We start from the raw sequence: 21,595 nt of genomic DNA, 5'->3' as shown, positions 1-21,595 counted from the left end.
GCGTTATATTACGGCCGTATACCGGTGGGTTCGTCCCGGTTGGCGACGGTCGCATCCCCGAGCTCCCGCCGCGGCCGCAGCGCCGAGGCCCCCAGCGTCAGCCCGAACGCCAGCAGCGTGACCAGCCCGAAGGACACCACCAGCGAGGTCGCGTCCGCCACCGCGCCGATCGCCGACGGGGCGATCAGCCCCGAGGTGTACGTGATCGTCGCCACCCCCGCGATGGCCTGCGCGGGCGCCGGCCCGCTGCGCCCCGCGGCCGCGAAGGCCAGCGGCACCACCACCGCGACACCGAGCCCGATCAGCCCGAAGCCCGCCATGGCCGCGGCCGGGTGGCGGGCCGTCACCACCAGCAGGCCCCCCGCCGTGGCCAGTGCCCCGCCCGCCCGGACCGTGCGCACCGCCCCGAACCGGTCCACCACCCGGTCCCCGGCGAGCCGGGCGAGCGTCATGGTGAGCGCGAAGGCGGTGGTGCTGGCGGCCGCGAGCCCGGCGTCCGCGTCCAGCACGTCCCGCAGGTAGACCGCCGACCAGTCCAGGCTCGCGCCCTCCGCGAAGACCGCGCAGAACCCGATCAGGCCGATCAGCAGCACGGACGCCGGCGGTCGCGCGAAGTGCGGCGGGGCCGGCTCGTCCGTCCCGCTGCGCAGGTCCAGTACGCCCTGTACGGCGACCAGCCCGGCGGCGGTCAGCACCAGCGCGGCGAGGAGGTGGTGCGGCTGCGCACCGGCCCCCGCGTGCGCGGCGACCGTACCGGCGGCCGAACCCAGCAGGGCGCCCGCGCTCCACATGCCGTGCAGCGAGGACATGATCGAGCGGCCGAGCCGGTTCTCGGTCTCCACGCCGAGGGCGTTCATCGCCACGTCCGACATCCCGGAGGTGGCCCCGTAGACGAGGAGCGCCGCGCACAGGGCCGGCAGGTTCGGGGCGAGTGCGGGCAGCGCGAGCGACAGCGTCCACAGGGCCAGCATCACGCGCAGCGCCGGCCGGGCCCCGAGGCGGTGGTTGACCCGCCCGGCCAGCGGCATGGCGAGCGCCGCGCCGAGGGCGGGGAACGCCAGGGCGAGGCCGAGGGCGCCGGACCCGAGCTGGGCGTGGTCCTGGATCCACGGGATCCGGGTGGCGAACGAGCCGGTGACGGCGCCGTGGACGCAGAAGACGGCGGCGACGGCGAGACGGGCGCGGCGCAGGCGCGCAGGGCTGAGGTCGGATTCCCCGGTCATGGACATGAAACTATCAGGAAGCCTGCCTGATGGTAAGGAGAGCTCTTTAGGATGGGCGTGTGACTGCTGCCAAGGTCCGGCCCTCCGCCGCCCCGTCCCCGTCCCCGTCCCCCGCCTCGCCGAGCACGGCCCGGGCCCTCAACGACCGCCTCGCCCTGCGCCTGCTGCGCGAGGAAGGGCCCCTGACGGCCGCTCAGCTCAAGGCGCTGACCGGCCTGTCCCGCCCGTCGGTGGCCGACCTGGTCGAGCGGCTCACCGAGGCCGGGCTGATCGAGGTCGTGGGGGAGTCCGGCGAGCAGCGCCGCGGCCCCAACGCCCGCGTGTACGGGATCGTCGCCCGCCGCGCCCACCTGGCGGCCCTGGACGTACGCACCGACAGCGCCACCGCCGTGGTCACCGACCTGCTCGGCCGGCCCCTGGCCGAGCGGGCGCTGCCGGTGGACGCGGTCGAGGAGGCCGTCGACGCGCTGGAGGCGCTGGCCGGCGAGGCCGGCGCGGACCGGCTGCACACGGTGGTCGTCGGAGCCCCCGGGCTGGTGGCCCGGGCCGGCGGGGAACTGCGCAGCACCGCCGGGCTGCCGGCCTGGCACCGGGACCTGGTGGCCGCCCTCCAGCGGCGGCTGCCCGCACACGTCGCCGTGGAGAACGAGACCAACCTGGCCGCGCTGGCCGAGCAGCGCGCGGGCGCCGCCCGGGACGCGGACTCCTTCGTCCTGCTGTGGCTCGGCGCCGGCGTCGGCGCGGCCGTGGTCCTCGACGGCCGGCTCCGCCGGGGGGCCTCCGGCGGCGCGGGCGAGATCGGCTTCCTGCCGGTGCCGGGAACGGGGGCGTTGCCCTCCGGCAGCGATTGCGCGGGCGGCTTCCACAGCCTGGCCGGCCGGGCCGCGGTGGCCGCGCTGGCCGCCGAGCACGGTTTCACCGGGCCGGTGCGGGACGCGGTGGCCGGAGCCGCCGGAGAGGCCTTCCTCGACGTCCTCGCCGATCGCGTCGCCCTCGGCGCGGCCGCCGTCACCGCCGTCCTGGACCCCGGGTGCGTGGTGCTCGGTGGCGAGCTCGGCCATGCGGGCGGCCCCGCCCTCGCGGACCGGGTCGCCCGCCGGCTCGCCGCCCTGACCCCGGTGCCGACCTCCGTCCGGGCCACCGCCCTCGGTGACCCGGCGGTCCTCGCCGGCGCCCGGCTCGCGGCCGCCGACGCCGCCCAGGCGGTCCTCTTCGGGGCCTGACGGGGGCTCGGGGCGGTGCCCGACCGGAGAGCTCGGGGCCCTGTCCGACCGGAGAGCTCGGGGCGCCGTCCGACCGGCGCCCACCCCCGCGCCCGAGCGGTGCCTCGCCGGCCTCCGACCGGCGCCCGCCTCAGGCCCGTTCGGCCAGGAAGTCGGCGAAGGTCACCTTGCCCACGGCGTTCTGCGGGGCCAGGTTGCCGCCGCGCAGGAACCCCGCGTACGCCCTGCCCGCCAGCGGCAGGGCGAACACGCGACGCTTGCGGCCCGTCGCCTCCAGGTACGCCCGCCCCAGCTCCACCAGCGTGCGCACCTCGGGCCCGCCCATGTCGGGGACCCGGCCCGCCGGGGTCGGCACCGCCAGTTCGGCCATCCGGTCGGCCACCTCCGCCACGGAGACGGGCTGCACCCGCACCCCTTTCGGCAGCGGCACCGGCACCACCGGCACCTTCGCGACCGCGTCCGTGATCATCGCCACCAGGTCGTGGAACTGCGTCGTCCGCAGGATGGTCACGCCCAGCCCCGACTCCAGGAGCATCCGCTCCACCGCGTGCTTGACCTCGTAATAGCCGAGCGGGACCACGTCCACGCCCACGATCGAGATGGAGACGACGTTCGTGACCGTCCCCGCCCGCCGGGCCGCCCCGATCAGGTGCCCGGCGGCCACGTCGTCACCGCCGCGCGGGTTGGACGCGCAGTGCACGACCACCTCCGCGCCCGCCATGGCCGCGTCCAGCCCGCGGCCGTCCATCAGGTCGACCGGGTGCTCCCGGGAGTGCCGGCTGAGGGCGCGCACCTCGTGCCCCGCCGCCCGCAGCCGGGCGACGACCAGCGCGCCGAGGTTTCCCGTACCGCCCGTGACCAGGATCGTGCTCAAGGTGTCCGTTCCTTCCCTGGGGAGTTGCGTTCACCCGCTGGGATTGGGCAGCGGTCAGGAACGTGACAGCTGCCGCTGCAGGAAACCCAGCTTGTGCGGGTTGACCACCGCCCGAACCTCCCTGACCAGCCCGTCCTCGAACTCCACCAGCAGGACCCCGGCCCCGCCGACGACCAGCGCCGGCTCCCCGTTGACCACGGCGAAGTCCAGTGGGAGGCCCGCGGCGTGCTTGTGCAGCACCCCCGCCAGGAACCGGGCCACCCGGTCCCGGCCGAGGACCGGGCGCCGGGCCGCGCTCACCACGCCGCCGCCGTCCGACACGTACCGCACGTCGGCGGTGAGCATGCCCTCCAACCGGGCCAGGTCGCCGTCCCGGGCCGCGGCGAGGAAGGTCTCCACCAGCCCGCGCCAGTGCTCCGGGTCCGCCTCGGAGCGCTTGCGTTCCGAGGCCGCCGACCGGCCCTCGGCGGCCCGGCCCTCCGCCACCCGGGCCGACGCCCGCCGGTAGAGCTGCCGGCAGTTGGCCTCGGACAGGTCCAGGAGCCCGGCGATCTCCCGGTGGCCGTACGCGAAGGCCTCGCGCAGCACGTACACGGCCCGCTCCGCCGGGGTGAGCCGCTCCAGCAGTACCAGCAGGGCCATCGAGACGCTGTCGCGCTGCTCCGCCGACTCCAGCGGCCCGAGCGCGCCGCCGTCGGTGAGGACGGGCTCCGGCAGCCAGGGGCCGACGTACTCCTCGCGCCGGGCGCGCGCCGAGGTCAGCCGGTTCAAGCACAGGTGGGTGACGGCCTTCGCCAGCCAGGCACCGGGGTGGTGCACGTCGCCGCGGTCCGCGGCGCTCCACCGCAGCCAGGCGTCCTGGACGGTGTCCTCGGCCTCGCCGGCCGAGCCGAGCATCCGGTAGGCGATGCCGAACATCCGGGACCGGTGCTCCTCGAAGTCCGCGGTGCGGGCGGCGGCAGAAGGGCTCACCGCAGCAGGGTACGGGGCGCAGTGAAGACCCTGCGGCGCACGGGCGAGGACCCGGTGGCCGCCGGGCGACCGGGTCCTCACGTTCTCGCCGGCCGTTCCGGCCGGGTCACAGGGGTGTCAGCAGGCGCCCAGGTCCTTCCAGACGCCCCAGTCGCCGGTGGTTCCGGGTTCCTCGTTCTGCGTCCACCACTGGGCCCTCCAGTTGCGGCCCTTGTGGGAGACGACCGTCCCGCCGGTGTAGACGCTGCCCGCCACGTACGCCGGGTGGGTGCAGGTGCCGCCCGGCGGCGGGCTGCTCGGCGGCTGGCTCGTGGGCGGCTGGCTGGTCGGGGGCTGGCTGGTCGGCGGTTGGCTGGTCGGGGGCTGGGAGCCGCCGCCCGGCTCGCCGACCGTGGTGCCGCGGGCCAGGTCGCCGGCCAGGGCGTACGTGGTGCCGGAGACGTTCACCGTCCAGTTGGACGGGGTGGACACCGGCAGGTAGTAGTTGAACGCCAGGTCGACGGAGGCGCCCGGGGCCAGCGACTGCCAGGCCGGCAGCTTCAGCGAGACCCGGTGGAAGTCGCCCTTCAGCCCGCCCACGTTGTTGCCGGTGTGGCCGCTGCTGATCACCTTCGTGCCGAAGCCGGACTGGTCGGAGGCGTTATTCGGGGCCGAGGTCGAGTAGTCGAACTGGAACTCGGTGCCGCCGGGCAGTGGGCTCTTCGTGTTGTTGGTGATCTTGATCTTCGGGGTGATCGGGTAGTTCGAGTCACCGAGCTTGAAGTCGGTGAACTCCACGCCCACGTCGACCGCCCGGCCCGGCAGTGCGGTGCCGCCCGCCTTCTTCGCCCCGTACGGGGTCGCGGCCTTGAACTTGTCGTACATCAGCGAGGTGAGCGTGGAGCCCGTCTCGTACTGGCCCTTGGCCGCGTTCCAGCCGTAGTCGCCCGCCAGCTCCCACACCATCGTGCCGCCGATGCCGCGGTCGACCACGTAGTCGGCCTTGGCGGCCACCGACTGCTCGTCCTCCGTGGACAGAAAGACCTTCTTCTGCGCGTTCCACAACCACGGCGCGACCAGCGTCGCGTCGTACTTGCGGACGTAGGTGCCGGTCAGCGTGGTGTTCGCCGGGAAGCCGTACTGGCCGACGTAGTCGCCGACGATCCCCTTCTCCAGGTTCTTCGCGTGCCACATCGGGTTCGAGCCCGCCGGGGACTCGTTGCCGCCCGCGTCCTTGTCGTGCCACAGGTTGTCGATGCCGATCGCGCCGTCGCCGCACTTGGCCAGGCCGGACCCGGCCGGGCAGGCGGTGGCGGCGGCCTTGCCCCACAGGCCGTCGGTGCCGCCCTGCACGTTCTTGTGGCCGCGGGTGTAGTACGGCAGGCCGATGTTGATCCGGCCGGCCGGCATCGAGCCGCGGAAGTAGTGGTACGCCCAGTCGGTGTTGAGGTAGCCGATGCCGCCGTACTGCTGGGAGCCGTAGACGCCGGCGGCGGCGAGCTCGCCGTCCTTGCCGTCGTCGAAGAGGGAGGCGTTGGGGCCGACGTGCTCGTTCCAGGCGCCGTGCAGGTCGTAGGACATGATGTTGACGTAGTCCAGGTACTTCTGCATCTGGTACGTCTCCATGCCGCGCAGCAGGTAGCCGGAGGACGGGGCGGCCACGGTCAGCAGGTAGTGCCTGCCGTCGGCGGCGCCGGCCCGGTCCAGCTTCTCGCGGAGGGTCTTCAGCAGGGCGTCGTAGCCCTTGACCAGTCCGGCCCGGCGGGGGTTCGCCAGCGACCAGTCCAGCGGGTTGCCCGCGTCCTTCATCGACGTCGGGTACTCGTAGTCGATGTCGACGCCGTTGAAGCCGTACTTCCTGACGAAGGCGACGGCGGAGTCGGCGAAGGTGTCGATGCCCGCCTGGTTGACGGAGCCGTCCGGGTGGGTGGCCATCGAGTAGAAGCCGCCCGAGTCCACCCGGGTGCCGTCGTCCTCGAAATAGCCGCCGGTCTCGGCCCAGCCGCCCACCGAGATCAGCGCCTTCACGTCCGGGTGCTGCTTCTTGTACTTGGTCAGCAGGTTGAAGTGGCCCTTGTAGGGGAGGGTCGGGTCCATCTCGGCCCCGGCCACGCCCGGCCAGGTCGCGCCGGTGGCGGCGTTGTCCGGGCCGTCTGCGCCGACCGAGATCCTGTTGTCGCCGCCGATGTGTGCGAAGGCGTAGTTGATGTGGGTGATCTTGTCCCACGGGATGTTGCTCGCGAGGTAGGCGGGCTGGCCGTTCTTGCCGGTGCGCCAGCCGGTGAAGTAGCCGATCACGCGCCGCTGGTGGTCGGCGCCCATCTTCTCGCGCCCCTCGGTGTCGTAGACCGAGCAGTACGGGACGTCGACGCCCGGGGTCCGGTAGAGGCCGTCGGGCCGGCAAGCCTCGTTGTCGGCTGCGTGCGAGACGCCCGCCGAGAGCCCGCCCGCCAGCAGTCCGGCGATCGCCGCGCCGGCTGCCAGGAGCAGCGCTCTCGTACGTGTGGGGGACAGCATGGTGCCTCCTGGGGAAGGGAGGAGTGCAGGACACAACAGGCAGGAAAGTGGTGCGTGTCGGCCCGCGACGTGCGCACATCTGACGGGCTGTCTCCCGGGGAAGATGAAGGGAACGTTAAGAGGACTAGACCAACCCGTCAATAGGTCTGGACCAATCTCGGGGCTACTTGACGGAGTCGGGCCGAACCGGCCGTCTGTGACCCAGGCCACAGCATTTCTCCTGTATGGCCCCCGATCGCCCGTGGCAGACTGGCAGGAGTACCAGTAGAAGCAGCGCACTCCGGGGTCGGTGCAATTCCGAACCGGCGGTATAGTCCGCGACCCGTCCGCAGCCAGCGGCCGGTTGACCAGGTGAAATTCCTGGACCGACGGTTAAAGTCCGGATGGGAGGCAGTGCGCGGCGGGCAGTCACACCGGTACGCCGCCGTCGGCGGTCCCGCACGCGTCTTTCCGGACGCGTGGCGAGCGGACCGTTCCTCCGGCCTCGGCGTCCCCGCGTGCCTGTACCGCTCATCTGTCGTAGCCCGACAGGCCCCGGAGTCCGTGCCCGATGAGGCAGGAGGACCCGGTGGCACCCCACGCCGAGCACGCACCGCACGACGCGGACGCAGACGCCCGCGCCATGCGCCGCGCCGTCGAACTCGCGGCCCGCGGCCTCGGCTCCACCAGCCCCAACCCGGTCGTCGGCTGCGTCATCACCGACGCCTCCGGCACCGTCGTCGGCGAGGGCTGGCACCAGCGCGCCGGCGGCCCGCACGCCGAGGTCCACGCCCTGCGCGCCGCAGGCACCGCCGCCCGCGGCGCCACCGCCTACGTCACCCTCGAACCCTGCAACCACACCGGCCGCACCGGCCCCTGCGCCCAGGCCCTGATCGACGCCGGCATCAGCCGCGTCGTCTACGCCGTCCCCGACCCGAACCCGCAGGCCAGCGGCGGCGCCACCACCCTGCGCGCCGCCGGGATCACCGCCGAGGGCGGGCTCCTCCGGGCCGAGGCCGAGGCCGGCAACACCGCCTGGCTGACCTCCGTGCGCCTGGGCCGGCCCCACGTGACCTGGAAGTACGCCGCCACCCTCGACGGCCGCAGCGCCGCCGCCGACGGCACCAGCCGCTGGATCACCTCCCCGGAATCCCGCGCCGACGTCCACCGCCTGCGCGCCGAGTCCGACGCCGTCCTCGTCGGCGGCGGCACCCTGCGCGCCGACGACCCGCACCTCGCCGTGCGCGTCGCCCCCGGCCACGGCCGGGAGGTGCCCCCGGAGGCCGCGCAGCCGCTGCGCGTCGCCCTCGACACCCGCGCCGCCCTCCTGCCGACCGCCCGGATCCTCGACGACGCAGCCCCCACCCTGCTCGTCGTCGGCGAGGACGCCGACACGCGGCACCTGCCCGGCACCGACGTGCTCCGACTGCCCCTGCACGACGGCCGCATCGGCATTCACGACCTGCTCAAGGAGTTGTACGCCCGCGGCGTCCGCGCCCTCCTCCTCGAAGGCGGCCCCACCCTGGCCGGAGCCTTCCTCGAAGCCGGCGCCGTCGACCGCGTCGTCGGCTACATCGCCCCGGCCCTCCTCGGCGCCGGGCCCGCCGCCCTCGCCGGCGCCGGCATCACCACCATCGCCCACGCGGTCCGCCTGGAGATCACCGAGGCCGTCCGCACCGGTACCGACCTGCGCATCACCGCCGTCCCCACCACCGCCGTCCCCATCACCGCCGTCCCCACCACCGCCGTCCCCACCACCGCCCGCAAGGAGCACTGAGTGTTCACCGGAATCGTCGAAGAACTGGGCGAGGTCACCGCCGTCGAGCAGCTCCAGGAGGCCTCCCGCTTCCGCCTGCGCGGCCCCCTCGTCACCGACGGCGCCAAGCACGGCGACTCCATCGCCGTCAACGGCGTCTGCCTGACCGTCGTCGACACCGCCGACGGGGAGTTCACCGCCGACGTCATGCAGGAGACCCTCAACCGCTCCAGCCTCGGCGCCCTCCGGCCCGGCTCCCGCGTCAACCTGGAACGCCCGATGGCCCTCGGCGGACGGCTCGGCGGCCACCTCGTCCAGGGACACGTGGACGGCACCGGCACGATCCTCTCCCGCACCCCCTCCGAGCACTGGGAGATCGTCAAGGTCTCCCTCCCGGAGAACCTCGCAAGGTACGTCGTAGAGAAGGGCTCTATCACTGTCGACGGCGTCAGCCTCACCGTGGTCGAGGCCGCCGCCGACTACTTCACCATCAGCCTCATCCCCACCACCCTCGCGCTGACCACGCTCGGCATCAAGCAGCCCGGCGACCCGGTCAACCTGGAGGTCGACGTCCTCGCCAAGTACGTCGAACGCCTGCTCGCCGCCGGCGTGGACCCCCTGGCCGCGCACGCCGACGAAGCCAAGGAGACCGACCGGTGACCGCCCTGAGCTGGCTCAACGCCGAGGCCTTCACCGTCTTCGGTCAGAAGGTCATCTGGTCCGACATGATCGGCAACCTGATGGGCCTCGCCGCCCTCGCCCTCGGCTGGCGCCGGTCCATCTGGACCTGGCCCGCCCAACTCCTGTCCGGCCTCATCCTCGTCGCCGCCTACGCCTCCGCGCACCTCGCCGGCGGCATCGGCAAGCAGCTCCTCGTCATCGGCGTGGCCGCCTGGGGCTGGCGCGCCTGGCACCGCGGCAAGCGGCAGGCCCAGGACGGCTCCCTCGCCGTGCGCACCGGCACCTGGGCCGAGCGCGGCCTGCTCCTGGCCGGCGCGGCCCTCGGCACCCTCGCCGTCGGCGGTCTGTTCACCCTCTACCCGAACCTGTCGTGGAGCCCGTGGGCCGACGCCTACATCTTCGTCGGCACCGTCGTCGCGATGGTCGCCCAGGCCCGCGGCCTCGTGGAGTTCTGGTTCGCCTGGCTCCTCGTCGACCTCGTCGGCGTCCCCCTCGCCTTCACCAACGGGCTGGCGTTCTCCGGCCTCGTCTACGTCGTCTACTTCGCGCTCGTCCTGTGGGGTGCCCACGACTGGTACCAGCGCTCGCGCACCACCACCGCCCCGGCCCTGGAAGGAGCAACGGCATGACCACCCTCAAGCCCGTCCCCGACTTCGACGCCCTCCTCGAGGAGTCCTTCCGGCTCGACCCGGTCGAGCAGGCCATCCGCGACATCGCGGCCGGCCGGCCGGTGGTCGTCGTCGACGACGAGGACCGCGAGAACGAGGGCGACCTCGTCGTCGCCGCCGAGAAGATCACCCCCGAGATCGTCGCGTTCATGATGAGCGAGTGCCGCGGCCTGATCTGCGCCCCCATGGAGGGGCCCGAGCTGGACCGGCTCGAACTGCCCCAGATGGTGCAGCACAACACGGAGTCGATGAAGACCGCCTTCACCGTCTCCGTCGACGCGACCGCCGCGCACGGCGTCACCACCGGCATCTCCGCCGCCGACCGCGCCACCACCCTGCGCCTGCTCGCCGACGGGGTGTCCGAGCCCTCCGACTTCGTCCGCCCCGGCCACATCTTCCCGCTGCGCGCCAAGCCCGGCGGCGTCCTGGTCCGCAACGGCCACACCGAGGCCGCCGTCGACCTCGCCCGCCTCGCGGGCCTGCGCCCCGTCGGCGCGATCGTGGAGATCGCCGGCGAGGACGGCGTCATGCTGCGCCTGCCCGAGCTGATCCCCTTCGCCCGCAAGCACGGCCTGTCGATCATCTCCATCGCCGACCTGGTCGACTACCTCCGCTCCGCCGAGCCGACCGTCCACCGCGAGGCCGAGGTCAGCCTGCCGACCTCCTTCGGCGACTTCACCGCGTACGGCTACCGCTCCACCGTCGACGGGGTCGAGCACGTCGCCCTCGTCCACGGCGAGGTGGGCGACGGCCAGGACGTGCTCGTCCGCGTCCACTCCGAATGCCTGACCGGCGACATCTTCCACTCCCTGCGCTGCGATTGCGGCCCCCAGCTGCACGCCTCCATGGCCCGCATCACGCAGGAGGGTCGCGGCGTCGTCGTCTACCTCCGCGGCCACGAGGGGCGCGGCATCGGACTGGTGTCCAAGCTGCGCGCGTACGAGCTCCAGGAGCGCGGCCGCGACACCCTCGACGCCAACCTGGAGCTCGGCCTCCCGGCCGATGCCCGCGACTACGCCGCCGGCGCGAAGATCCTCGCCGACCTCGGCGTCAAGAGCGTCCGGCTGCTGACCAACAACCCCGACAAGTCCGCGGCCCTCGTCCGCCACGGCATCGCCGTCAACGACCGGGAGCCGATGCCCGTCGAGGCGGGCGAGCACAATCTGCGGTACCTGCGCACCAAGCGGGACCGGATGGGCCACGACCTGCCCTGGCTGGGCGAGACCGTGCCGGCCGCCTGCGGCAACCAGTAGGACAACACCCGTACACCTGTACACCCGTACACCGGACCCCGCACCATCACCCACGAACACGAACCACCGAGGAGCACAGCAGTGAGCGGCAAGGGCGCACCCGAACTGAGCGTGAGGAACTGCGGAGACCTGCGGGTCGCGGTCATCGCGGCGCAGTGGCACGAGAAGGTCATGGACGGACTCGTCGACGGCGCCCTGCGCGCCCTGCACGAGCTGGGCATCGACGAACCCACCGTGCTCCGCGTCCCCGGCAGCTTCGAGCTGCCGGTCGTGGCGAAGGTACTCGCCGGTCGCGGTTACGATGCCGTCGTCGCCCTCGGAGTGGTCATCCGCGGCGGCACCCCGCACTTCGACTACGTCTGCCAGGGCGTCACCCAGGGCCTGGTACAGGTGTCGATCGACACCGGAGTCCCCGTCGGCTTCGGTGTACTGACCTGCGACAACGAGGAACAGGCGCTGGACCGCGCCGGCCTTGAGGGGTCGAACGAGGACAAGGGGCACGAAGCGGTCATCGCCGCCGTCTCCACCGCAGCCACCCTGCGGTCCGTCAGCGAACCCTGGCGCTGAGTGGCGGCGGACAACCCCGTATTCTGAGGACCATCATGGCGAACGAAACCCTCAAGACCTTCGAAGAGCTCTTCACGGAGCTCCAGGCCAAGGCCGCGGCCGGCGATCCCGGCACCTCCCGCACAGCCGAACTGGTCGCCAAGGGCGTCCACGCCATCGGCAAGAAGGTCGTCGAAGAGGCCGCCGAGGTCTGGATGGCCGCGGAGTACGAGGGCAAGGAAGCCGCCGCCGAGGAGATCTCCCAGCTGCTGTACCACGTCCAGGTGATGATGGTGGCGCGCGGGATCTCCCTCGACGATGTCTACAAGCACCTCTAGACACACGCACACCACACACACCTATCGCATCTCGCACTGAAGGAAGCCTCATGCTGCGCATCGCCGTCCCCAACAAGGGCTCACTCTCCGGAGCGGCGTCGGCGATGCTCCATGAGGCCGGCTACCGCCAGCGCAAGGAGTCCAAGGAGCTCGTGGTCGTCGACCTCGAGAACGAGGTGGAGTTCTTCTACCTCCGCCCCAAGGACATCGCGATCTACGTCGCCTCCGGCCGCCTCGACGTGGGCATCACCGGCCGCGACCTGCTGCTCGACTCGGGCGCCAACGCCGAGGAGATCCTTCCCCTCGGCTTCGGCAAGTCCACCTTCCGCTACGCCACCAGGCCCGGCACCGCGAAGGGCCCCGAGGACTTCCACGGCATGACGATCGCCACCTCGTACGAGGGCATCGTCGCCAAGCACCTCGCCGACCAGGGCATCGACGCCTCCGTCGTGCACCTGGACGGCGCGGTCGAAACCGCCATCCAGCTCGGCGTCGCCGAGATCATCGCCGACGTCGTCGAGACGGGCACCAGCCTGCGCAACGCCGGCCTGGAGGTCATCGGCGAGCCGATCCTGAAGTCCGAGGCCATCGTCATCCGCCGCAACGGCGCCGACGGCGACGACCCGCAGGTACAGCAGTTCCTGCGGCGCCTCCAGGGCGTCCTCGTCGCCCGCAGCTACGTGATGATGGACTACGACTGCCGCGCCGAGCACCTGGAGCGCGCCGTCGCCCTCACCCCCGGCCTGGAGTCCCCGACGGTCTCCCCGCTGCACAACGAGGGCTGGGTCGCCGTCCGCGCGATGGTTCCCGCCAAGGACGCCCAGCGGATCATGGACGACCTGTACGAGCTCGGCGCCCGCGCCATCCTCACCACGTCGATCCACGCCTGCCGCCTGTGACGCGTACGCAGACCCGTACGCTCACCCGTACGCCGTCGCCGTCGCCCGACCCGTACGCCCCCTGAAGAAGGCATCACCAGCACCATGGCCGAGTCCGCCGCCCAGCCCGCCCTGCCCGCCCTGCCGGTCACCTTCCGGCCGACCCGCACCCGGGTCGTCCTGCTGGGCGTCGGGCTCGCCATGTTCACGACGATCACCGCGATCGCCGTCATGCTGGAGAACCTCAGCGGCGGTGAGCGGATCAGTTTCGTCTTCACCGCCGCCCTGATGGCCTCCGTCCTCGTCCTGCTCAGCCGCCCCAGGGTGGTCGCGGACGAGACGGGCGTCACCGTGGTCAACCTCACCACCACCCGCCGCCTGGAGTGGGCGCAGATCCTGCGCGTCAACCTCCGCCCCGGCGACCCCTGGGTGTTCCTGGACCTCAGCGACGGCACCAGCCTGCCCGTCCTGGGCATCCAGCCCGGCGTGGCCAAGCAGCAGGCCATCGGCGACGCCCGCACCCTGCGCGCCCTCGCCGAAGCCCGTGGGACCGGGCGCCACGACCACTGAGACGGCCGCCTCCGACAAGCGGACCGCTGCGTCCCATTGCGGCGGCGATCTCAATGACTACCCTGGTGGCGGGGCGCGGCCGTGCGCCCTCCCACCGGCCCCGGGACCCCGTGGCCCGAGGGCACCTGCAACCAGAGGAGTGACTCCCTCCAGCAATGGACGGACCGTCCGGTAGTACCCGCGCCGCCCTCCCCGCGGAGGCGGCCGCATGACCATCCCGCTACTCCTGCTCCTGGCGGCCTTCGCCCTGATCCTCGCCAACGGCTTCTTCGTGGCCGCCGAGTTCGGCCTCGTCACGGTGGAACGGCCCGACGCCGAACGCGCCGCAGCCGACGGCGACCGCCGTGCCCGCACGGTGGTCAAGGCACTGCGGGAGCTGTCGTTCCAGCTCTCCGGCACCCAGCTCGGCATCACCATCACCTCCCTCGTGGTCGGCATGCTCGCCGAACCGGCCCTCGCCGCACTGCTGGCCGGGCCCCTTGCAGCGACGGGCCTGCCCACCGGAGCCGTCTCCGGCGTCGCCGTCGGCATCGGCATGCTGCTCGCCTCGGCCGTCCAGATGGTCGTCGGCGAGCTCGTCCCGAAGAACTGGGCGGTCTCCCGACCGCTCCAGGTGGCACGCTTCGTGGCCGGCCCGCAGACCCTCTTCTCCCGTGCCTTCCGGCCGGTGATCGCCGGCCTCAACGCCGTCGCGAACCGGCTCGTACGCGCCTTCGGCGTGGAACCGGCCGAGGAGATGGCCTCCGCCCGCACCCCCGGCGAACTGGTCTACCTGGTCCGCCACTCGGCGCAGGCCGGCGCCCTCGAACAGGACACCGCCGACCTCTTCGTACGGACCCTCTCGCTGGGCGAGCTCACGGCCCAGCACGTGATGACCCCGAGGGTGAAGGTCAGCGCCCTGCAGCAGACGGCCACCGCCGCCGACGTGCTCAACCTGACCCGGGCCACCGGCCTGTCCCGCTTCCCGGTCTACCGCGAGCGCATCGACGAGGTCACCGGTGTCGTCCACCTCAAGGACGCCCTCGCCGTGCCCGAAGCCGACCGCGCCCGCACCACCGTGGGGCGGATCAGCGTCCCCCCGCTGCTGGTGCCCGGCTCCCTGCCGGTGCAGCCGCTGCTGGAGCGGCTGCGCAGCGAACAGCCGATGGCCGTGGTCGTCGACGAATACGGCGGCACCGCCGGCGTGGTCACCCTGGAGGACATCGTGGAGGAGCTCGTGGGCGAGGTCCGCGACGAGCACGACTTCGCCGAGGACGAAGGCCCCGAACTGGCCGCCGTACCCGCCGAGGACGGCCGGCCCTCCTGGGAGGCCGACGGCAGCTGCCGCGTGCACACCCTGCGCCGGATAGGCCTGGACGTGCCCGACGGCCCGTACGAGACCGTCGCCGGCCTCGTCGCGGACCTGCTCGGCCGCATCCCCGCCCCCGGCGACCGGGCCGAGCTGCCCGGCTGGAAGCTGTCCGTCCGACAGGTCGGCCGTTACCGCGCCGAACGGGTCCGGCTGGTGCGCAGCGCCCCCAGCCAGGCCGCCCCCGCCGAACTCGAGGCGGCGGGCCGGTGAACGCGCTCCAACTCCTGTTCGCCCTGCTCCTGGTCCTCGCCAACGGCTTCTTCGTCGGCGCCGAGTTCGCCCTCGTCTCCGTACGGCGCAGCCAGATCGAGCCCCTCGCAGCCGAGTCCAAACGGGCCCGCCAGGTCCTCCACGGCCTGGAGAACCTGCCGCGGATGATGGCCGCCGCCCAGTTCGGCATCACCCTGTGCTCGCTCACCCTCGGCGCGGTCGCCGAACCCACCGTGGCCCGGCTGCTGGAACCCGTCTTCCACGCCGCGCACATCCCGCAGGGCCTGATCCACCCCCTCGGCTACGCCGTCGCGCTCGCCGCCGTGGTCTTCCTGCACCTCGTCATCGGCGAAATGGTCCCGAAGAACCTCGCGATGGCCGCCCCCGAGCGGACCGCCCTGTGGTTCAGCCCCGGCCTCGTCGCCTTCGCCCGCCTGTGCGGGCCGATCACGACCGCGCTGGGCGCGTGCGCCGCCGTCGTCCTCCGGCTCTTCAAGGTCGAGCCGAAGGACGAGGTCGAGGCCGTCTACACCAGCGCCCAGCTCGGCCGGCTCGTCCAGGACTCCCGGCAGGCCGGGCTCCTGGAACCGAGGGAGCAGGAACGCCTGGAGGACGCCCTGGAACTGGGCAGCCGCCCCGTCACCGACGTCCTGCTCGCGCGCGACCGGCTCGTCACCGTCGGCCCCGGGGCGACGCCCCGGCAGATCGAGCAGTTGACCGTCCGCACCGGGTACTCCCGGTTCCCGGTCCGCTCCGAGGGCGGCGCCTTCATGGGCTACGTCCACGTGAAGGACGTCCTCGACCTGGAGGACCGGGAGCGGGCGGTGCCGCAGCGGGTCTGGCGGCGCATGCCGACGCTGTCGTCCACCCTGGCGCTGGACGACGCCCTGAGCGTCATGCGGCACGACGCCACCCACCTGGCCCAGATCGCGGACCCGGCCGGCCGGGTCCTGGGCCTCGTCGCCCTGGAGGACGTCCTGGAGATGCTGGTGGGCGAGGTCCGCGATCCCGCCCACCGCATCCCGCCCCGCCGGCCGACCCCCCACCCGGAACGCGCCCTGACGGCCTAGGGACCGCGCACCCGGTCCAGCCCGGTCCGGGCGCATTCGGCCCCGCCGGCGGTTGAGGCGCTGGGACCCCCCAGCGGTAGCTGGGGGGAGGGTCCGGGGCCGGCGGCCCCGGTTTCGGGAAGGGGCGGGGTGGGGGAGTGGCTCCGCGCAGCGGGTACGGCACGGCGGCGGCCGGGGCGACGGCGATGCCGCGGCCCCGGCTAGAGCGGTGGGGGCGGAGCCTCCGGGCGGTCGCGGTCCGCCGGACCGCGGCCCGACAGGACCTCCCCGTACGCCTGCATCAGATCCGGCAGCCGCAGCGTCGCCAGGTCCTCCCGCGACGGCTCCCCCGGGAACCCGGCCAACCGCAGATCCCGGTACGCACAGCTCTTCTCGTACAGCGTGCGCAGGAACCGGCCGTTCCCCAGCTCGTCGATCCACCCCTGTTCCACCACGTGCGCGCTGATGCTCCGCAGCTCGTCCAGCGCCTCCTCGTCCCAGCAGTCGCCGTTCGCCTCGGCCAGGACCTCCCCGATCGCGGTCAGTTCCGGCGGTCGGTAGCTGGGGAAGTCGACGCGGGTGGTGAACCGTGAGGACAGTCCCGGATTGGTGGACAGCAGCCGGTCCATCCCCGCCGGGTAGCCGGCGAGGATCACCACCAGGTGGTCGCGGTTGTCCTCGGCCCGCTTCAGCAGGACCTGCAGGGCCTCGTCCCCGTAGGCGTCGCCCTTGCTGTAGCCCGAGTTGGACAGGCTGTACGCCTCGTCCACGAACAGCACTCCGCCGATCGCCGAGTCGATCAGCTCGTTGGCCTTGACCGCGGTCTGCCCGAGGAACTCGCCCACCAGGTCGGCCCGCTGGGCCTCGACCAGGTGGTCCCCGCCGAGCAGCCCGAGCGCGTAGAACACCCGGCCGAGGATCCGTGCCACGGTCGTCTTGCCGGTGCCGGAGGGTCCGGAGAACACGAAGTGCCGTTTCGGCGGCTGCACGGGCAGGCCCTGTCCGGCCCGCAGCCGTGCCATGTGGAGTTGCGCCGACAGCGCCTTGACCTGCCGTTTGACCGGCTCCAGGCCGACCATCCGCTCCAGTTCGGCGAGCGCCTCGGCCAGCAGCTCCGGGTCCGCCGGCCCGGCGGGCAGTCCTCCGGGCCCGCCCTGCCCGGGGAGCGACACCTTGCGGCGTACGCCCTCGCCACGGCCCGGGGCCGGCCCCCCGTACCGCGGGCCGGGCGGGTCCGGGACGGCCAGCGGATCCGGCGGTTCGGGCTGCCCGTCCGGGGCGACGCCCAGGTCCTGGACGGGGCCGCCGCCCAGGGTCACCGCCGTGAAGCCGCCGGCCTGGGTCACACCGTGTCCGCCGTACGCCTCGTAGCCGGTGCCCGCGTACCCGGCGTACCCGTCGCAGTCCTCGCTGTCCTCGATCGCGGTGAGCCGCGCCGCGGTGTCCATGAACGCCGGGTCCACCCGGTGCACCGCCCGGTAGAGCGGCAGTGCCGCGGCGCTGCGCCCGGTGCCCTCGTGGGCGCGGGCCAGCCAGTACCGCAGTTCCTTGCGCTGCGGCTGCTCGCTGCGGCAGCGCATCAGTGCCGCCGAGAGCATCGGCTCGGCCTGCCCGTACATCTCCAGCCGGACCCGGGCCATCCCGCCGAAGAGGCCCGCCTCGATGCCGAGCAGCGAATCGTCCACCAGCGGCTCGGTGTGCCGGACCAACTGCTCCCAGTCCTTGACCAGGTAGGCCCGGCAGGCGTGCAGGAAGCGGACCTGCGGATCGGTGTCCACCGGCGGCAGCGCGGCCAGCGCCTGGTCCAGTTCGGGCACGTGGCGGCCGTCCAGCCAGTGCGAGGCGTGCGCCAGCAGCAGGTCGCGTCGGCTCTCCAGCACCGGCTGCACCCACCAGCCCAGCCAGTACCAGGAGTTCAGGGTCCGCCGGTGCCGGGTCCGCTGTTCGCCGAAGCGGTCGCGGTGGGTGTACATGCGCAATAACGCGGTCGTGGTGTCCACGCGCAGCGCGTGCAGGCCGAGCCAGGCGTCGGCCATCGAGGGATCGAGCCGGACGGCCGTCCGGAACTCCTCCTCGGCCTGCGGGTAGGCGCCCATGGTGCAGGCGTCCACCCCGCGCAGCCAGGCGAGTTCGGCCGGGGCGTGCCCAGTGCCCGGCGTCCCGAAATCCATCACGTCCCCCACAAGCCTGCCCCCGTGGTGCCCGGCAACGCCCGCGTCGCTTCCGCGAGTTGTCGCCGTGCCGATGAAATCAGGGCTGCATCGTACCTGCGGTGACGCACCTTACGTAGGGTGCTGCGGGTACGGGTCCGCAGCGCCCCGTCAGGCCCGATGTGACTCAGGGTGAAGATCCCGGGGAGGTGCGCCCGCGGCTGCGGGGACGCGGAGCGGGGCCGGGGCAGAACGAAGCCCCCGATCACGGGGGAACAATCGGGGGCTTCGCGTCCGCTGCGGCCTGGAAAGACCGCGCATTCAGAACGTAAGGCCGGTGTGGGGCCCAGGTCAAGCAGGCTGGTGAACGCCCGCGCAAGCGGCTTTCCGCAGCGGCTCAGGCCCGGGGGAGTCCGTCACCTTCAGTGACGGAAGTCGTCCTTCCGGCGGTCGCACCAGTCCCGGAAGACCACTCGTATCCCGTACCGCTCTGCCGCACCAGAGTGTCCGCGAAGGGGCGCGAAGGATCGTCCGAGAAGTGCGCGAGCTCCGCGCGCTCCCACCCGTCCCAGAAATCGGACAGCTCACGCCCGTCCCGGTGCCGTCCGCGTCCCCAGGACTCGGCCCGCGGCGTTTCCATCCACAGCAGCCGGGCCAGGTGCGGCCGCAGCGCGCGCCGCCCGGCTCCGACGCCCTCGACGAGCAGCACCTCGGCCGGCTCCAGCACCTGCTCGGGGCCGAAGCGCCGCGCCACCCAGTCGTACGGGGCCCAGCGGGCCGGATGCCCGGCGGCGAGCGGGTCCAGCACCTGCGCGCGCAGCCGGTCCGGCCAGGCGAAGAGCTCCTCGTGGGTGGCCACGTCGTCCAGGTGCAGTACGGGCGCCCCGCCCAGCTCCTCGGCGAGCCGCCCGGCGAAGGTGCTCTTCCCGGACCCGGCGTGCCCGTCGATCCCGACCAGCCGTACGGGGCCGAGGGACGGGGGCAGGGTGCTGATCTCGCGCGCGAGCGGCGCGAGCGACTGGTGTGACTCCACCCGGCCAGCCTACGGCCGGAGACGCCGCACACGGGTTCACCCCGACACGGGCCCCGGGCGTCGGCGCCGGGCTACCGGGAACTGCAAGGGTGGGGAAGCCGATCCGCCTCACCGACCCACTGGGGGATTCCGCGATGACCGCACCCACACCACGCAGGGCCGTCCTGGCCGTCGCCCTCGCGGCCGCCGCCGCAGCCACCGTGCCCGGCGGGAGGGCCTCGGCGGCCGCCGGACGGGGCGGCGGCACGGCGACGCAGCCCGCCCCCGGGGCCGGTGCCGCCGGCGCGGTGACCGCCGACGAGGCCGCGGCCGCCTCGGGGACCGCCGACGCCCGGGCCGGTGCGGGCGCCGCTGCCGGGGACGCCGCCCGACCCACCGTGGACAACCGCTTCTGGTTCTCCCGCGGGCACTGGCGGGCCGGTACCCACCAGGGCACCGCCGTCCTCGCCGGCAGCCGCCCCGGACTGCGGATCGAGTCGCCCGCCGGCCGCACCGAGTACACCGACCCGCACACCGGGAAGAAGAGCAGCTGGGAGCACGCCGTGTGGACCTCGCCGGTGCACCGCTCGGCGGTTCCCGGCACCGAGGTCATCGCCTCCTGGAACGCCGCCACCCCCGCCGGCAGCTGGATCCGGGTCGATCTGCGCGCCACCTACGACGACGGCTCCACGAGCCCCTGGTACGTGATGGCCCGCTGGGCCGCCGGCGACGCGGACATCCGCCGGACCTCCGTCGACGGACAGACCGACGGCCGCTCCACCGTGTGGACCGACACCCTCGCCGTCGACGCCCCCGCCCGCGCGGCCGGGCTGCGGATCGCGGCCTGGCAGCTGCGCCTCACCCTCCACCGCAAGCCCGGCGCTGCGGACGGCCCCACGGTGTGGCTGGCGGGAGCCGTGACCTCCGACGTCCCGGACCGGTTCACCGTCACCGCCTCCACTCCCTCCGGGCGGGCCCACGAGCTGAAGGTGCCGCGCTACTCACAGGAGGTCCACGCCGGCCGGTACCCGGAGTACGACAACGGCGGGGAGGCCTGGTGCAGCCCCACCTCCTCCCAGATGGTCATCGAGTACTGGGGCCGCAAGCCCGCGGCGAAGGACCTGGAGTGGGTGGACCGCGGCTACAGCGACCCGCAGGTCTGTCACGCGGCCCGCGCCACGTACGACCACGCCTACCGGGGCTGCGGGAACTGGCCCTTCAATGCCGCCTACGCCGCCACCTACGACGGGCTCGCCGGCGTCGTCACCCGGCTCCGCTCCCTCACCGACCTGGAGGCCCTGATCCGCTCCGGAATCCCCGTGATCACCACGCAGTCCTTCCGCTCCGAGGAGCTCACCGGCGCGGGCTACGGCACCGCCGGTCACCTGATGACCGTCGTGGGCTTCACCGAGGCCGGCGACATCGTCGCCAACGACCCGAACTCGCCGAACAACCCCGCCGTCCGCCGCGTGTACAAGCGCCGCGAGTGGGAGAACGTGTGGCTGCGGACCAAGCGCCACAACGCCGCGGGCAAGGCCGTCTCCGGCTCCGGAGGGGTCTGCTACCTCTACGCCCCGGCCCGCCCGTCCGTCGCACAGATCCTGGCCCTCAAGGCCGTCGGGGTGCTGTGAGCGGGGCCGCCTTGAGGCCCCCTTGGAGGCCTGCCCGGAGGCCCGCCGAGAGGTCCGTCGCCACCCGTTGACCTGGAGAAAGGACAAGCGCAACATAAATCCATAAAGGGCACATAAAGTCTTCTACAGGAGGCGGCCCGCCATGACCACCCACAGCATCGAACACCACCCCGACCTCGCCGAGATGCGCTCGCGGTTCGAGCGGGTCACCAGCACACCGGCCGCCCAGGCCGTGGAGACACTGGCCCTCATCACGGGCCTGTACCTGGCGGCATCTCCGTGGATCGCGGGATTCAGCGGCCTCACCTCGCTGGCGGTGAACAACCTGATAGCGGGCCTCGCCTACTGCTTGTGCATGAGCGGGCTCGGCTCGGCCTACGAACGCACCCACGCCATGGCGTGGACCGCGGTCGCCATCGGAGCCTGGACGATCCTGGCCCCGTGGTGCATCTCCGGCAACGTCGACACGACCCGCACCGTGGTCAGCAACGTCATCGCGGGCGGCGTCGCCCTGCTGCTGGCGCTGGCCATGGCAGGCTTGGCGGGCCGCAACCGCGCCTGATCCGTCCGACCCCCGGCGCCGGACCCCGTCGACGCCGGGCACCGGACGCCGGGCGCACCTGCACACCGGGCCCCCGGCCGGGGAACGGCCGGGGCCCGCGGGGGGTGGGGCGGCGCCCGGGGGGGGGTGGGGGGCACCCCAGAACCCCGCCAGAGCACCGCAAAACCCCCACA

The 21,595-nt window shown here is 73.2% G+C and carries 19 protein-coding genes and 1 riboswitch; of the genes, 13 read left to right on the top strand and 6 right to left on the bottom strand.

What is annotated here, in order from left to right; genetic code table 11:
- Positions 1-8: 8 nt before the first annotated feature.
- On the bottom strand, positions 9-1,223 hold the full coding sequence (locus ACFVGY_RS27470) for an MFS transporter (protein ID WP_385681791.1): 1,215 nt from the start codon (positions 1,221-1,223) through the stop codon (positions 9-11).
- 59 nt (positions 1,224-1,282) lie between these two features.
- Between ACFVGY_RS27470 and ACFVGY_RS27465 the strand changes: the two genes are divergently transcribed.
- On the top strand, positions 1,283-2,446 hold the full coding sequence (locus ACFVGY_RS27465; RefSeq protein WP_385681789.1) for an ROK family protein: 1,164 nt from the start codon (positions 1,283-1,285) through the stop codon (positions 2,444-2,446).
- Between the two features lie 130 nt (positions 2,447-2,576).
- On the opposite strand, the gene ACFVGY_RS27460 is transcribed toward ACFVGY_RS27465, so the two are convergent.
- From ACFVGY_RS27460 to ACFVGY_RS27450, 3 genes are all read right to left on the bottom strand, one after another.
- Positions 2,577-3,320, bottom strand: a complete 744-nt coding sequence (locus ACFVGY_RS27460) for an SDR family oxidoreductase (protein WP_385681787.1) — start codon at positions 3,318-3,320, stop codon at positions 2,577-2,579.
- A gap of 54 nt (positions 3,321-3,374) precedes the next feature.
- On the bottom strand, positions 3,375-4,292 hold the full coding sequence (locus tag ACFVGY_RS27455) for an RNA polymerase sigma-70 factor (RefSeq protein WP_385681785.1): 918 nt from the start codon (positions 4,290-4,292) through the stop codon (positions 3,375-3,377).
- A 117-nt stretch (positions 4,293-4,409) separates the two neighbouring features.
- Positions 4,410-6,788 (bottom strand): chitinase C-terminal domain-containing protein, encoded by a 2,379-nt coding sequence (locus ACFVGY_RS27450; RefSeq protein WP_385681783.1) that lies wholly within the window; start codon positions 6,786-6,788, stop codon positions 4,410-4,412.
- 271 nt (positions 6,789-7,059) lie between these two features.
- Positions 7,060-7,189, top strand: a riboswitch (FMN riboswitch).
- A gap of 149 nt (positions 7,190-7,338) precedes the next feature.
- Between ACFVGY_RS27450 and ribD the strand changes: the two genes are divergently transcribed.
- The 10 genes from ribD to ACFVGY_RS27400 all read left to right on the top strand — a co-directional run bounded on the left by ribD (position 7,339) and on the right by ACFVGY_RS27400 (position 16,088).
- The gene (gene ribD, locus ACFVGY_RS27445; RefSeq protein ID WP_385681781.1) at positions 7,339-8,544 is read left to right on the top strand and encodes a bifunctional diaminohydroxyphosphoribosylaminopyrimidine deaminase/5-amino-6-(5-phosphoribosylamino)uracil reductase RibD; all 1,206 of its coding nucleotides are present in this window, start codon (positions 7,339-7,341) and stop codon (positions 8,542-8,544) included.
- Positions 8,545-9,183: a riboflavin synthase gene (locus ACFVGY_RS27440; RefSeq protein WP_385681779.1), complete on the top strand. Its 639-nt coding sequence runs from the start codon at positions 8,545-8,547 to the stop codon at positions 9,181-9,183. It begins immediately after the preceding gene.
- Positions 9,180-9,833: a nicotinamide riboside transporter PnuC gene (locus ACFVGY_RS27435; RefSeq protein ID WP_385681777.1), complete on the top strand. Its 654-nt coding sequence runs from the start codon at positions 9,180-9,182 to the stop codon at positions 9,831-9,833. Before ACFVGY_RS27440 ends, ACFVGY_RS27435 begins: the two co-directional genes overlap by 4 nt.
- Positions 9,830-11,125: a bifunctional 3,4-dihydroxy-2-butanone-4-phosphate synthase/GTP cyclohydrolase II gene (locus ACFVGY_RS27430; RefSeq protein WP_385681775.1), complete on the top strand. Its 1,296-nt coding sequence runs from the start codon at positions 9,830-9,832 to the stop codon at positions 11,123-11,125. The genes ACFVGY_RS27435 and ACFVGY_RS27430 overlap by 4 nt, the downstream gene beginning before the upstream one ends.
- A gap of 81 nt (positions 11,126-11,206) precedes the next feature.
- The gene (gene ribH / locus ACFVGY_RS27425) at positions 11,207-11,692 is read left to right on the top strand and encodes a 6,7-dimethyl-8-ribityllumazine synthase (protein ID WP_179176489.1); all 486 of its coding nucleotides are present in this window, start codon (positions 11,207-11,209) and stop codon (positions 11,690-11,692) included.
- 35 nt (positions 11,693-11,727) lie between these two features.
- Positions 11,728-12,009, top strand: coding sequence for a phosphoribosyl-ATP diphosphatase (locus ACFVGY_RS27420; RefSeq protein ID WP_360634052.1), 282 nt, complete (start codon positions 11,728-11,730; stop codon positions 12,007-12,009).
- Between the two features lie 50 nt (positions 12,010-12,059).
- Positions 12,060-12,908 (top strand): ATP phosphoribosyltransferase, encoded by an 849-nt coding sequence (hisG, locus tag ACFVGY_RS27415; protein WP_385681772.1) that lies wholly within the window; start codon positions 12,060-12,062, stop codon positions 12,906-12,908.
- Between the two features lie 84 nt (positions 12,909-12,992).
- Complete coding sequence (locus tag ACFVGY_RS27410) at positions 12,993-13,457, top strand: PH domain-containing protein (protein WP_385681770.1); 465 nt, start codon at positions 12,993-12,995, stop codon at positions 13,455-13,457.
- A 208-nt stretch (positions 13,458-13,665) separates the two neighbouring features.
- Positions 13,666-15,018, top strand: coding sequence for a hemolysin family protein (locus ACFVGY_RS27405; protein ID WP_385681768.1), 1,353 nt, complete (start codon positions 13,666-13,668; stop codon positions 15,016-15,018).
- Entirely contained in the window at positions 15,015-16,088 is a 1,074-nt protein-coding gene (locus ACFVGY_RS27400; RefSeq protein ID WP_385681766.1) for a hemolysin family protein, read from the top strand. The genes ACFVGY_RS27405 and ACFVGY_RS27400 overlap by 4 nt, the downstream gene beginning before the upstream one ends.
- A 200-nt stretch (positions 16,089-16,288) precedes the next feature.
- Here the strand turns inward: ACFVGY_RS27400 and ACFVGY_RS27395 are convergent, their stop codons facing one another.
- Positions 16,289-18,238: an AAA family ATPase gene (locus tag ACFVGY_RS27395; protein WP_385681764.1), complete on the bottom strand. Its 1,950-nt coding sequence runs from the start codon at positions 18,236-18,238 to the stop codon at positions 16,289-16,291.
- Between the two features lie 376 nt (positions 18,239-18,614).
- A complete protein-coding gene (locus tag ACFVGY_RS27390; RefSeq protein WP_385681762.1) occupies positions 18,615-19,250 on the bottom strand; it encodes a uridine kinase in 636 nt (211 codons plus the stop codon).
- Between the two features lie 134 nt (positions 19,251-19,384).
- On the opposite strand from ACFVGY_RS27390, the gene ACFVGY_RS27385 reads away from it, so the two are divergent.
- On the top strand, positions 19,385-20,860 hold the full coding sequence (locus tag ACFVGY_RS27385; protein WP_385681760.1) for a peptidase C39 family protein: 1,476 nt from the start codon (positions 19,385-19,387) through the stop codon (positions 20,858-20,860).
- A gap of 142 nt (positions 20,861-21,002) precedes the next feature.
- Positions 21,003-21,422, top strand: coding sequence for an SPW repeat protein (locus tag ACFVGY_RS27380; protein ID WP_385681758.1), 420 nt, complete (start codon positions 21,003-21,005; stop codon positions 21,420-21,422).
- Positions 21,423-21,595 lie beyond the last annotated feature (173 nt).

The organism is Streptomyces sp. NPDC127106 (assembly GCF_042677605.1).
Taxonomy (GTDB): domain Bacteria; phylum Actinomycetota; class Actinomycetes; order Streptomycetales; family Streptomycetaceae; genus Streptomyces.
Note: the sequence above shows the minus strand (reverse complement) of the source record. Positions and strands in the feature narration are given on the sequence as shown.